A 12614-nucleotide genomic window follows, 5' to 3' on the forward strand; every position below is an offset into this window, starting at 1 on the left:
ACCGGCGCCATGTCCCGGTATCGTATGCTCACCTTTATCGCCGCCCTGGCGCTGGCGCCGGCTCCGGCGCTGGCCGCCGAGGCGCCCCAGGCGCGCAATGTGATCCTGATGATCTCTGACGGGATCGGCTTTAATGGCTGGCTCGCCGCCGATTATTACGAAGGCCGCGCCGGCGCCCAGCCCTATCAGGTGACCCGCCCCGACGGCACGGCGCCCTATATCGGCGCCTCGGCCCATTATGCGCTGCGCCTGATCGATGGCGACGGCGCGGTGCTGGCCAATGACCAGATCGATGCTGCGCGCGGCGTGGAGGAGCAATATTACGATCCGCGCGACCGCTGGACCCGGCTGGAGGGCGCTTTCTACAATGATTTCGGCGATGTCTCGATCGCCTACACCTCCTACACCGACTCCGGCGCGGCCGGCACGGCGCTGCATTCAGGGCGCAAGACCTCGCCCGGGCGGCTGAACATGAACTGGGACGGCGCGCAGACGCTGGAAACCATCGCCCATATCGCCCATGAGCAGGGCCGCGCCACCGGCGCCATCGCCACGGTGCAGGTCTCCCACGCCACCCCCGCCTCCACCTGGGCGCAAGTTGAGCATCGCGGGATGTATGCCGAGATTTTCCGGCAAATGGCCGATGGCCGCCTGGATGTCATGATGGGCGCAGGCCATCCCTTCTTTGACGGCGGCGGGCGCCCCGTCGCCGAGCCTGAAGACCGCGATTTCCGCTTTGTGGGCGGGCGCCAGACCTGGGAGGCGCTCACTGGAGAGACTGGCCTGAACGGCTACGCCTATATCGAGGCGCGCGAGGAGTTCGAGGCGCTGGCCGAGGGCCGCGGCGAACTGCCCGGAAGCCTGGTCGGCATTGTGCGCTCCAACGCCGCCACCCAGGCGCTGCGCATGGACTATCCCGAAGACCCGTCCAATCCGTCAGGCATGGCCTTCAACCCCGATGTGCCGGATCTGGCCACCATGAGCCTGGCCTCGCTCAACGTGCTCAATCAGAACCCCGACGGCTTCTTCATCATGATCGAGGGCGGCGCCGTGGACTGGATGGGCCACGCCAACAACATGCCGCGCTTCATCGAAGAGCAGATGGATTTCAACGCCGCCGTGGCGGCGGTGATCGACTGGGTGGAAGCGCACTCCAGCTGGGATGAAACCCTGCTGATCGTGACTTCGGACCATGAAACCGGCGGCATCTGGGGCGAAGGCACGTTCGAGCCCGCTTCAGGCCTGCCCCAGCAGATCACGCTCGACCAGGACATCCTCAACCAGACCCGGTTTGATCCCGAACGCGACCGTTTCGTTGAATTTCGCGCGGTGCAGGACCGGGGCGCAGGCGAAATTCCGGGCCACCAGTTCGCCTCTGGCAATCACACCAATGATCTGGTTCCGCTCTGGGCGCTGGGGGCAGGCTCCCACCTGTTCACCCAGTTCGAGCGCCATGACGACTTCGCCGCCACGCTGTGGGGCGAGCCCTATGGCTGGGACGGCAATTATGTCGACAACACCGCCGTGTTCCACGTCATGAACGCGGTCTTCGCCAGCGAGCACCGCGCCCGCAAGGACGCTCAGCAACAGGCCGCCGAATAAGATGGCCTGCCCCGCCCTGGCGGATCACTCCGCCGGGGCGGCGGCGCCTTTGGCCAGGGCCTTGTCCTGTTCCTTGACGAGCTGGCGCGAGACCCAGTTGGGGGTTTTGGTGAAGCGCCCGACGCTGGCATAGACCGCGGGCACCACGAACAGGGTGAACAGGGTCGCCACCATCACGCCGGTGAAGATCACCACGCCGATGGTGACCCGGTTCTCCGAGCCCGGCCCGCTGGCCAGCACCAGCGGCAAGGCGCCGATGGCGGTGGAGATCCCCGTCATCAGGATCGGACGGAAGCGCGTGCCGGCAGCCTCGAGCGTGGCTTCGAGCACGTCCTTGCCCTCTTCGCGGACCTGATTGGCGAATTCCACGATCAGAATGCCGTTCTTGGCCGCCAGGCCAATGAGGATGATCAATCCGATCTGGGAGTAGATATTGAGCGAGGACCCGGCCATGTAAAGGCCGAATAATCCGCCCGCCACCGCCAGCGGCACGGTCAGCATGATCACGGTGGGCTGGATGAAGCTCTCGAACTGGGCGGCCAGCACCAGAAACACGATCAGCAGCGCCATGGCGAAGGCGAAATAGATCGCGGTGCTGGACTCCAGGAAGTCCCGCGCCGAGCCGGTATACTGCGTGCTCATGTCAGGGGGCAGATTGCGCGAGGCGTAGCTGTCGAGCCACTCCACCGCCTGGCCCAATGTGTACCCGTCCGCAAGCGTGGCCGAGATGGTGATGGCGCGCTGGCGGTTCAACCGGTTACGGGTGGAGGCTTCGCCGGTTTCACGCATGGAGACCAGGTTGGACAGCGGCACGAGATCGCCGCCGCGCGCGCGCACGAACAGGGTTTCCAGATCGCCCCCGCCCGCCCTTTGGGCGGCCCGGTTCTCCATGATTACATTATAGGTTTCGCCCCGGTCGATGAACTGACCGACCCGGCGCGCGCCCAGATGGGTCTGGAGCGTGCGGCCCACTTCGGCCACCGGCACGCCGAGCGCAGCCGCGCGCTCGCGGTCCACCTCCACCACCAGACGCGGGGCGTTGGGCTCGTAATTCTTGCGCGGACGCTGGAGATTGGGGTTCTCGGCCTGGATCGCCTCGATGAGGGCGTCGGCCTCCGCGTCGATCTGGTCAAATTCCGGGCCCAGGATGACAAAGGACACGTCGTCCCCGCCGCCCCCGCCGCCAAGACCGCCGCGCATGGTGACGAAGGCGCGCACGCCCGTCAGCTCGCCAAGACGGCCATTGATCTCGTTGACGATGTCCTGGCCCGGGCGGCGTTCGCCATGGGGAACCATGGTGCCCACCACCATGCCGCTGGCGAAATCGCCGCCCCCGCCGCCAAAGCCGGGCACCACCACCAGCAGGCGGCGAAGCTCGCCAGCGTCGACATAATCCATCAGCGTCTCTTCCGCCTTGAGAGCCTGCTCGGAGGTGAACTCGAAGCTGGCGCCCTCATGGGCGGAGAAACGGCCAAAGAAACTGCCCCGGTCCTCGTCCGGCGTCAGCTCATTGGGCAACCGGTCGAACATGAAGGCCGATCCGGCCACCGCCAGCACCACCAGCGGCGCGACGATCCAGGGCGCTTTCAACACCAGCTCCAGCGAGGCGAGATAGCTCTTGCGCGCCCTGGCTGTCGCCTGATCGACCCAGCGGGCGGGACCGCGGGCATTGACGCTCGGCTTGGCCAGCTTGGAGGCCATCATGGGCGACAGGGTCAGCGCCACGAAGCTCGACAGGATCACCGCGCCGGCGATCGCCACGGCAAGCTCTGTGAAAATGCGTCCGATCAGTCCGGGCAGGAAGATCAGCGGCACGAACACGGCCACCAGCGTTGCGGTGGTGGCGATCACGGCGAAAAAGACCTGGCGTCCGCCATTGAGCGCCGCGGTGATGCGCGGTTCTCCCAGATCCACCCGCCGCTGGATGTTCTCGATCACCACGATGGAATCGTCCACCACCAGGCCAATCGCCAGCACCAGCGCCAGAAGCGTGAGGATATTGAGCGAGAAGCCGAAGGCTGACAGCACCGCAAACGTGCCGATCAGACACACCGGCACCACTGCGGCCGGGACAATGGCCGAGCGGAAACTGCCCAGAAACAGATAGATGACCAGAACCACAAGCGTCGCCGCCACGCCCAGCGTCAGCCAGACCTCCCGGATGGATTCGCGGATGAACACCGTCTCGTCATTGGCCACGATCAGGTCCATGCCCTCGGGCAGCTGGGCGCGGATGCGGTCCATTTCGTCATGGATGGACTGGGCCACCTCGACCGCGTTGGACTGGCTCTGGCGGATGAAGCCGAGCCCGATCATGTTCTGCTGATTGCCCCGGAACAGGGCGCGCGGCTCCTCGGCGGAGAGCTCCACATCGGCCACTTCGGCCAGGCGGATCACCTGACCGTCCGATGTGACGCGCACCGGCAGGCGCGCAAAGCCTTCAGGATCAGAGAACAGACGCTCCACACGCACGGCGATCTGGGAACCGGATGTCTCCAGCGAGCCGCCGGGCACTTCCACATTCTCGGCGCGGATGGCGTTTTCGATGTCGGCGGCGGTGACCTGGCGGGCGGCCATGGCCTGCGGGTCGAGCCAGATGCGCATGGCATAGCGGCGATTGCCGCCAATGCGCACATTGGTGACGCCGTCAATAATGGTCAGGCGGTCCAGAAGGAAGCGGTTGGCGTAGTCGGTCAGCTCTTCCGCCGTCATCGACTCCGACATGAGATTATACCACATGAAGGGCCGCGCGTCGGAATCCTGCTTGTTGACCTGAACTTCCTCCACATCGGGCGGCAGGAAACGGCGCGCCTGGCTGACCGCATCGCGCACATCATTGGCCGCGGCCTCCAGATCACGCGCCAGCGTGAAGGTGACGGTAATGCGCGAACGCCCGTCCTGGGAGCGCGAGGTGATCTCCTCAATGCCGTCAATGCCCGACAGCTGGGCCTCGAGCGGTTCGGTCACGCGGTTCTCGACCACCTCGGCGTTGGCGCCGGGAAAATCCGCGCTGATGGAGACAATGGGCCGGTCCACGTCAGGCAATTCGCGCAAGGGCAGATCGCGCAGGCCCAGCACCCCGAACACAACGATCAGCGCGCTCGCCACGAAGGCGATCATGGGACGGCGTACGGCGATATCCGAAAGGGTCATGACGCAACGCTCCGTGCCGCCGCCGCCACGCGCGGACCGGCTGCTTCAGGTCCATTCTGGATACGCACCGGCATGCCGTCGCGCAGTCTGTGCACACCGTGAACCACCACCAGATCACCCGGCTCAAGGCCGTCCAGGATCTCAAAATATCCCGCCTGACGCTGGCCCAGCTGAACCGTGCGCTGAGCCACGCTGGCGCGCCCGTCCGCTTCCTGAACCACAAACAGGGTGACGCGATCGCCAGTGCGGGTGATGGCGGTTTCGGGCGCAGCCAGGCGCTCGCGCACATCGCGGCGCAGCTGCACCGTCATCAGCATGCCGGGCCGCAAACGATTGTCGGCATTATCGATGCTGGCGCGCACCGTCACGGTGCGCACCACCGGATCGACCCGGCTGCTGATATGTTCGATACGCCCGGCAAAGACCTCGCTGGAGAAGGCGGCGGTGCGCGCATGCACCTCCATGCCCGCTTCGATCACGGACAGGAAACGCTCGGGCAGGGTGAAATCCAGCTTGATGATGCTGACATCGTCCAGCTGGGCCACCACATCGCCCGGACGCACCAGCTGGCCCAGGCTGACATTGCGCAAGCCCACCACGCCGTCGAAGGGCGCGCGGATGATGCGCTCGGCCACGCGCGCTTCCAGAGCCGTGACGCGGGCGCGGGCGCGTTCGGTGGAGGAGGTCAGTTCGTCAAGCCGGGCGCGCGACGCGATGCCCCGCTCGGCCAGCTCCCGGGTGCGCTCCAGCTCGCGATTGGCTTCACGCAGGGCCGCGCGCGCTTCGGTCAGGTCCGCTGCCGCTTCAGCGTCAGCCAGTTCAACCAGAATGGAGCCCGCGCGCATCTGGTCGCCCGATTCAAACGCGATGCGGGAGATGCGGTCGGAAACCGTAGCGGTCACGACCACCGATTCATTCGCATTGGCGGTGCCCAGCGCCTCGACCACCTCGGCGAATTCACGCGGCTCGGCGGCCGTCACGGCGACCGGCATGGCCCGGCCCGGCGACATGGCTTCTGGTCCCGCGCTGCCTGTGAGCAGCCCACGGGTCAGAACAGCGCCTGCCATCAAGACGAAAACACAGGCGACAACAATCAGAAAGGCGGCGCGCTTCATGGCGGACTCCAAGCGGGATGCGAGGGGATATGCGCCGTATTGCGATAAAATCAAAGCGGCTGGCGGTCACAAATTGGTTAGCCGGGCTCAGAACCTGCGCCACAAGGACAAAAAAGCGCTGCGCTCCATGCCTGTATTCTGGCGGCTTACCGTGCCCAGAACGCCGATCTGCATGCGCGTGCGGCTGCTCAGCGGCCAGATGGCGGAGACTTGCATGCGGTGGCAGGCATAAGCTCTCTGATGCGCCGGCCCGCCCGTCGACCAGACCGAAAAACTCTGGCCCATCACCCGCAATCCCCGCCAGATATGGGTGCCCGCCGTCAGGTCGAAGCGCAGTTCGTCCGCCGTGCCGCCGGGCCGGCGCCGCCAGGCGGCCTGGGCGTCGATAAAAGTGCTGCGCCCGATGGAGCGCCCGCCCAGCACACGCAGTTCAAGATCGCCGCCCCCCTCGCCCAGCGCGGCGTTGAAGCGGTTCTCGCCCGGCGTGCGCACGCTGGCGGAGAATTGCGTTGAGGCCGCCCAGGGTCCCTGGCGGTAAAGCCGCAGGCGCACGCCGCCCTCAACCCCGCCAATGCCCTGCCAGGGCTCAAGATAGGAGCGGTCGATCGATTGCACGGCGGCCCGGCCCACAAGGGTTATATGATCGCGCCAGCCATATTCGGCATAGACCGCGCCCTCGGTCTTGGATTGCACGACGCCGCCCGGCCCGCCGTCCAGACGTTGCCAGGTCTGGGTGGATATCAGAAGCGTTTCGCCGCGCGCACGGGTCCAAGCGCTTGCCTCGGCTGGCGCGGCTGCGCCCGCTGAAGCCAGACCCGCCAGACCGGCCATGACGCCCGCCCATCGCGCCATGTGCGCGCCTCCGCGTTCCCGGAGCGCGCATTAAGGACTCGCCAGAGGAGAGAAGTCCAGACCGTTTTCGCCTCAGGCGCGATCAGACATCATAGCCGGGGCATTGCCGGTCGACGCGCGAGCGGATGGCGGCCCAGCCGATTTCCTTGAAGAATTCATTGGTGAAGGCCTGCTCGCCCTGGCCGTAGACCCGGTCCTGCATGGCCTTGTCCCATTCCACCAGCTCGGCGCCCTGGGCCATGACCTGCATCTTGCAGGCGCGCTCGAGCATGTACATGCGCACGTAGCAGGAGAAGGGATGATCCCCGCAGGTCAGGGTGCCGTGATTATTCAGGATCATCAGATTGTGCGCGCCGAGATCGGCGACCAGGCGCTCTTTCTCGTCCTCTTCCAGCGCGATGCCTTCATAGCCGTGATAGACCACATCCTTCATCACCGTCATGGCGCTCTGGGAGATGGGCAGCAGGCCGCGCTTCTGGGCCGAGACCGCCACACCCTGATCGGTGTGCAGGTGCATGATCACCTTCACATCGGGCCGGGCGTGATGAATGGCAGAGTGGATGGTGAAGCCGGCCGGATTGATGCCGTACTGGCTGGGCGGCAGCACATTGCCCTCGATATCCACCTTGACCAGGTTGGAGGCGGTCACATCCTCGAACAAAAGCCCGAACGGGTTGAGCAGGAAATGCTCGTCCGGCCCCGGCACGCGCATGGAGATGTGGGTGAAGAACAGATCATCCCAGCCATGCATGAAAATCAGCCGGTAGAGCGCGGCAAGGTCGCAGCGCGCCTTCCACTCTTCGGCCGAGACCTGATCCTTCACCGAAACACTGGCCTGATCGTCCATGATTGCCTCTCCCGTTTCGTACGGTGCCTTGGGGCACGCTATTGGCTGAGCGTTGTATCAAGGATCGCGCCCCGACGCCTCCGCGTCAAATCAACTCGGGATGTTATCGATCCAGCGCGCCCTTGCCCGCGAGGATTTTCGGACGGAATTTCTCGATGCGGGCAAAGCGGGTCGCAGACGCCTTCGCCGAGCCGATATTGATCACATAGCTCTTCTGGCGCCCCGGCGTGAGCTGGTGGAAGGCTTCGGCGAGCTCAGGGTCGTGGTCCAGCGCTTCGGCCAGCTCGTCTGGCAGTTCAAGCGCGTGGTCTTCCTTGGGCGGTTTGACCCCAGCCTCGGCATAGCCCATCGCTTCAGCCAGATAGGACCGGATGACCGGCTGCATCTGCTCAACCTGCGCGTTGTCACGAAAGCGGATCATGTCGTTATGACGGGTGTTCTGCCCTTGCTTCTCCAGCACGCCCTCGGGATCCTTCATCAGGGCCGCGTTGAAGAAGCTCAGCCGGAAATCACCCCGGAACGCCCCGATAATCGCGATATTGCGGCCCGCATGTATGTAGCAGGGATGGCCCCATTTTACCGTTTCGGTGAGACCTGCCTCGCGGCACACGCTGCGCAGCGCATCCAGCCCGCCCGCCCATCGCCGTGTCGAGCAATCTGGCGTCGCAAACCGCTCGCAACGCCCGCATCCTTTGGTGAAATAGTGCTCGATATCGGTGATCATGGCGAAGTGCCTAACTGTCCCTCGCCAGGCGCAAGCCGGTCATCTGCCACTGTGCGGCGGGCGGGAAGAAATTGCGGTAGCTGGCGCGCACATGCTCCGGCGGGGTCAAGGCCGAGCCGCCCTTGAGCACGAACTGCCCGCACATGAACTTGCCATTATACTCGCCGATAGCGCCCTGCGGCGCGCGGTAGCCGGGATAGGCGCCATAGGCTGAACGCGTCCATTGCCATACCTCGCCGAACATCCCGGCCTGGCCTTGAACGGCGGGGTGCAGCCAGCCATCGGGATCCATCCAGCGCGCATCGTCCCGGCCGTCATGGCGGGCGGCGTGCTCCCATTCGCGTTCTTCGGGAAGACGGGCGCCGGCCCAGGCGGCGTAAGCGGAAGCCTCGAAATAATCGATATGGCAAACCGGGGCCGATGGATCGAGAGCGCGCTCGCCATGCAGGGTGAATTCGCGCCAGCCCGCATCCGTCTTGCGCCAGTAGAGCGGCGCCGAGCGCTCTGCCTGTTGCACCAGGGCCCACCCGTCAGCCAGCCAAAGCCCTGGCTGGCGATAGCCGCCATCTTCGATGAATTCGAGATATTCGCCATTGGTGACCGCTCGTGAAGCGAGCGCAAATGGCGTCAGCACGGCCTCATGCGCCGGGCCTTCATTGTCAAAGGCGAAGTCCTGGCCGTCATGGCCGAAGGGAAAAACCCCGCCCTCGAACGCCATCCAGTCCAGCGCCGGCGGGCTGGCCGGGGCGGGCGCAGCGTGTGGAGAGGGATAGGCCGCTTCGGCGAAGGCGCTGCGCGAAAACAGATATTTCAAATCGGTCAGGAATAATTCCTGATGCTGCTCCTCATGGGCCAGCCCGGTCGCGATCACCCGGCCCAAAGCTTCCAGCTGACGCTCATCGGCCTGGTCAAACCAAGCGCTCACGGCCGCGTCCACATGGGCGCGATAGGCCAGCACCGCCTCCAGCCCCGGCCGGGTGATCAGCCCGCGCTCGGGACGCGCCTGCCGCGCGCCTACGGCCTCGTAATAGGAATTGAACAGGAAGTTGAAGCGGGCGTCATACGCTTGATAGCCGGGATGATGCGGTTTGAGCAGAAAGGTTTCCCAGAACCAGCTGGTATGGCCCAGATGCCATTTGCCCGGAGAGGCGTCCTCCATGGCCTGGACGCACAAATCCTCCGCTGACAGGGGCGCGGCCAGGGCCATGATGCGCGCGCGCACCGCTTCGTACCGGGCGCGCAATGTCTCGCCAGAGCTCTGGGCCATATCCTTCGCCACAGCCGATCTCCCCATTAAGCTAACGCATTCCTAACTTTAGCGCAGGCAGTCTGATCATCCAGAAACACCTGACGGATGCTCGCCATGGCGCCGACCCCGGGCCGGACATTGACTGCGCACTCGCCTGAAGCGGCGGGCCGCAAGGCTGTGCAGCTCACACAGCTGTGCACGATCCGCCCCCTGCCGCCAAGCGTGATCTGCGAGCTGGATCCGGTTTTGACCGAGCTGTTGCAGCGCGCCGAAGCGGGCGTGCGCGCCCAGGCGGCGGCCCGGCTGGCGCGATGCGACTGGGCGCCGCGCGAGGCGGTGCGCCTGCTGGCTTTCGAACCGCTGGACATCGCCCGGCCGGTGATCGAGCGCTCCATGGTGCTGGATGAAACCGATCTCATTGCGCTCGCCGATCTCAGCCACGCCCATCGCATGGCGCTGATTGCGCGCATTCATTTGAGCGCGCCCGTCACTCTGGCCATGGCCCGCCACCGTGAACGCGACTGCCTGATGGCGCTGGCGAACCATGAAGGCGCACTGATCAGCGAAGCCTCGGCCGGCGATTTCGCCGCCATCGCCCGCGCCCATGAGAGTTTGCAGGAAGCCCTGGCCGGGCGCGGCGATCTCAGCGAGGGCTTTGTGCGCGCGCTCCACGCCGTCGCCGCCTCGCATGTGCGCGCCAGGCTGGCCGGGCAATATCCCGATCTGGCCGATCTGGCCTTCCCGGCTGACAAGGGCGCCGGCTTTGAGATTGATCCTGACGTCGACCGCCATGCAGAGACCGTGGCCAGCCAGCTGCAGTCGGACCGGGCCCTGTCCACGTCCGATGTCCTGCGCGCCGCGCGCAATGGCCGCGCCGAGATTGCTGACCACGCCATTGCGCGCCTGACCGGGATAGAGGCGGCCGACTGGCGACAGGCCCTGCGCCGTTCGCCGCTCCGGGCTTGCCTTCTGGCCGCCAGGGCCATGGCCATGGCGCCAGGCCAGGCCGCCGATCTCTACAGCGCCATGGCCGCATCGGGACGCGCCCATGCGATGGAGCCCGATTCGCTGACACGCGCGTGCGCCGACATCTACGCCGCCTTCTCGCGCGATGATGCGCGCCGGGCCTTGCACCGGATGGGCGCGGGCGGTTCAATCCACTAGCTCTCGTCTGACATCGGACATTCCATGCGTTTTGCCTATCACGCCGCCAACCGCGCCGACGCCCAGGCCGCACGCCAGCGCCTGGCTGAACGCTATGGCGAGGTCGCGCTGGAAGAAGCTGACTGCCTGATCGCTCTGGGCGGGGACGGCGCCATGCTGGATGCGCTGCACGCGGTGATGGGCCGGTCCATCCCTGTCTACGGCATGAATTTCGGGTCGGTCGGCTTTTTGATGAACGAACCGCGCGAAGACGGCCTGCCCGAGCGCCTGGCCGCAGCCGAGCGCGCGCTGATCCATCCCTTGCGGGCCATTGGCCGCCAGGCCGATGGCGGCACGTTCGAGGCGCTCGCCATCAATGAGGTCTCGCTGCTGCGCGAAACCCGCCAGACCGCCAAGATCCGCATCAGCGTGGACGGGCGCGTGCGTCTCGATGAGCTGGCCGCCGATGGCGTATTGGTGGCCACCCCGGCCGGCTCGACCGCCTATAACCTCTCGGCCCATGGCCCCATCCTGCCGCTGGACGCCCAGCTGCTGGCGCTGACGCCCATCAGCGCCTTCCGGCCCCGGCGCTGGCGCGGCGCGCTGCTGCGCCATGGCAGCCAGGTGCGCTTTGACATTCTGGACCCCGAGAAGCGCCCGGTCTCGGTGGTGGCCGACAACAAGGAATTCCGCGACGCGCTCAGCGTCACCGTCAACGAGGCGCGCTCGCTGACGCTGACCTTGCTGTTCGACGAGGGCATGGCGTTGGGCGAGCGCATCCTGACCGAACAATTTGCATCCGACTGAGCCGCTTAGCGCGCCATTAAGCAAATCCGGCCCATGATGGGCGCGACTTGGTGTCGCGCGTTCAGGGGGCGCATGACATGACCGCTAGCCACCAGCCTGATTCAAGGCTCGCCAAGCTGCGCATCGCCGTGGTGGATGATAACGCCGCCATGCGCGGCATTGTGCGATCGGTGCTATCGGCATTCGGGATTGTGGCGGTTTATGAAGCCGCTGACGGGCCTTCCGCACTGGAGATTTTGCGTGCCGAACGTATCGATATGCTGATCTGCGATTGGAAAATGAAGCCTGTGGACGGGCTGACCCTGGTGCGCACCCTGCGCGATCCGGACAAAAGCCCCTGCCCCCTGATCCCCATCATCATGCTCACCGCCTATGCCGAACCCTCAAAGGTCAAGGAAGCGCGAGACGCGGGCGTCACCGAGTTTCTGGTCAAGCCCTTCGCCGCCGAAGACTTGTACAAACGCATGCAGACTATCGTGAATCGCCCGCGCCCCTTTGTGCGCACCAAAATGTTTTTCGGCCCTGATCGCCGCCGTCTGGCGACCGGTTATCAGGGGCCGGAGCGGCGTGACGACGCCGCGCCCCTGTCCTGACGCCCTGAACCTCTAGCGGAGACGCCACGCCATGGCCCAGCGCGAACGCCCGATCGAAATCATCAACCCGCCCAACATGCTCAAAGCGAAGCTGGGCGGTCCCCTGCCTGCGGCCGATGACGCGCTGATGAAACGCGCCGAAGCCGCGCTCGACGGGCTGCGCCAGAATTTCAATGACTGGCTGGGCGAGGAAGTCACCAAGCTGGAAGGCCTGATGCGTACGGTGAAGACCGAGGGGATGCAGGGCGAAGCGGGCGAGGCCCTGTTCACCTGCGCTCACGATTTGCGCGGCTTGGGCAGCACGTACGAGTTTCCGATCATCACCCGCCTGGCGGCCTCCCTGTCCAAACTGATCGAGACGCCTGAACAGCGCGCCAGCGCTCCGCTCGCGCTCATCGACGCCCATGTGGGCGCCATCAGGGCGGCGATCATCCAGAATGTGCGCGATGACAAGGACCCTGTCGGCAAGGCGCTGGCCGAGGAACTGGAGGCGCGCGTGGTCGCCCTGGTGGGCGAGCGCAGCTGATCG

11 protein-coding genes are annotated in these 12614 nt (G+C 65.6%); 5 read left to right on the top strand and 6 right to left on the bottom strand.

Annotated elements, in window-relative coordinates:
- Positions 1-9: 9 nt before the first annotated feature.
- Positions 10-1602: an alkaline phosphatase gene (locus tag F1654_RS03015; RefSeq protein WP_199200433.1), complete on the top strand. Its 1593-nt coding sequence runs from the start codon at positions 10-12 to the stop codon at positions 1600-1602.
- Positions 1603-1626: 24 nt separating this feature from the next.
- Here F1654_RS03015 and F1654_RS03020 read toward each other — a convergent pair whose 3' ends face one another.
- From F1654_RS03020 to egtB, 6 genes are all read right to left on the bottom strand, one after another.
- Positions 1627-4755 carry an efflux RND transporter permease subunit gene (locus tag F1654_RS03020; protein WP_150022013.1) on the bottom strand — a complete coding sequence of 1043 codons (3129 nt, stop codon included), beginning with the start codon at positions 4753-4755 and terminating at the stop codon, positions 1627-1629.
- Positions 4752-5870 (bottom strand): efflux RND transporter periplasmic adaptor subunit, encoded by a 1119-nt coding sequence (locus F1654_RS03025; RefSeq protein WP_150022014.1) that lies wholly within the window; start codon positions 5868-5870, stop codon positions 4752-4754. The genes F1654_RS03020 and F1654_RS03025 overlap by 4 nt, the downstream gene beginning before the upstream one ends.
- Before the next feature lie 87 nt (positions 5871-5957).
- Positions 5958-6722, bottom strand: coding sequence for a hypothetical protein (locus tag F1654_RS03030; protein WP_150022015.1), 765 nt, complete (start codon positions 6720-6722; stop codon positions 5958-5960).
- A gap of 82 nt (positions 6723-6804) precedes the next feature.
- Positions 6805-7569, bottom strand: coding sequence for a class II aldolase/adducin family protein (locus F1654_RS03035; RefSeq protein WP_150022016.1), 765 nt, complete (start codon positions 7567-7569; stop codon positions 6805-6807).
- Positions 7570-7672: 103 nt separating this feature from the next.
- A complete protein-coding gene (locus tag F1654_RS03040) occupies positions 7673-8293 on the bottom strand; it encodes a YdeI/OmpD-associated family protein (RefSeq protein ID WP_150022017.1) in 621 nt (206 codons plus the stop codon).
- Between the two features lie 10 nt (positions 8294-8303).
- Positions 8304-9560, bottom strand: a complete 1257-nt coding sequence (gene egtB, locus F1654_RS03045) for an ergothioneine biosynthesis protein EgtB (protein WP_150022018.1) — start codon at positions 9558-9560, stop codon at positions 8304-8306.
- 96 nt (positions 9561-9656) lie between these two features.
- On the opposite strand from egtB, the gene F1654_RS03050 reads away from it, so the two are divergent.
- The 4 genes from F1654_RS03050 to F1654_RS03065 all read left to right on the top strand — a co-directional run bounded on the left by F1654_RS03050 (position 9657) and on the right by F1654_RS03065 (position 12611).
- Positions 9657-10706 (top strand): DUF2336 domain-containing protein, encoded by a 1050-nt coding sequence (locus tag F1654_RS03050; protein WP_199200434.1) that lies wholly within the window; start codon positions 9657-9659, stop codon positions 10704-10706.
- A 24-nt stretch (positions 10707-10730) separates the two neighbouring features.
- A complete protein-coding gene (locus tag F1654_RS03055; RefSeq protein ID WP_150022020.1) occupies positions 10731-11492 on the top strand; it encodes an NAD kinase in 762 nt (253 codons plus the stop codon).
- A 77-nt stretch (positions 11493-11569) separates the two neighbouring features.
- A complete protein-coding gene (locus tag F1654_RS03060) occupies positions 11570-12085 on the top strand; it encodes a response regulator (protein ID WP_150022021.1) in 516 nt (171 codons plus the stop codon).
- Positions 12086-12116: 31 nt separating this feature from the next.
- Positions 12117-12611, top strand: a complete 495-nt coding sequence (locus F1654_RS03065) for an Hpt domain-containing protein (protein ID WP_150022022.1) — start codon at positions 12117-12119, stop codon at positions 12609-12611.
- The last annotated feature ends 3 nt before the right edge of the window (positions 12612-12614 follow it).

It is taken from the genome of Alkalicaulis satelles, from assembly GCF_008630495.1.
Classification (GTDB): domain Bacteria; phylum Pseudomonadota; class Alphaproteobacteria; order Caulobacterales; family Maricaulaceae; genus Oceanicaulis; species Oceanicaulis satelles.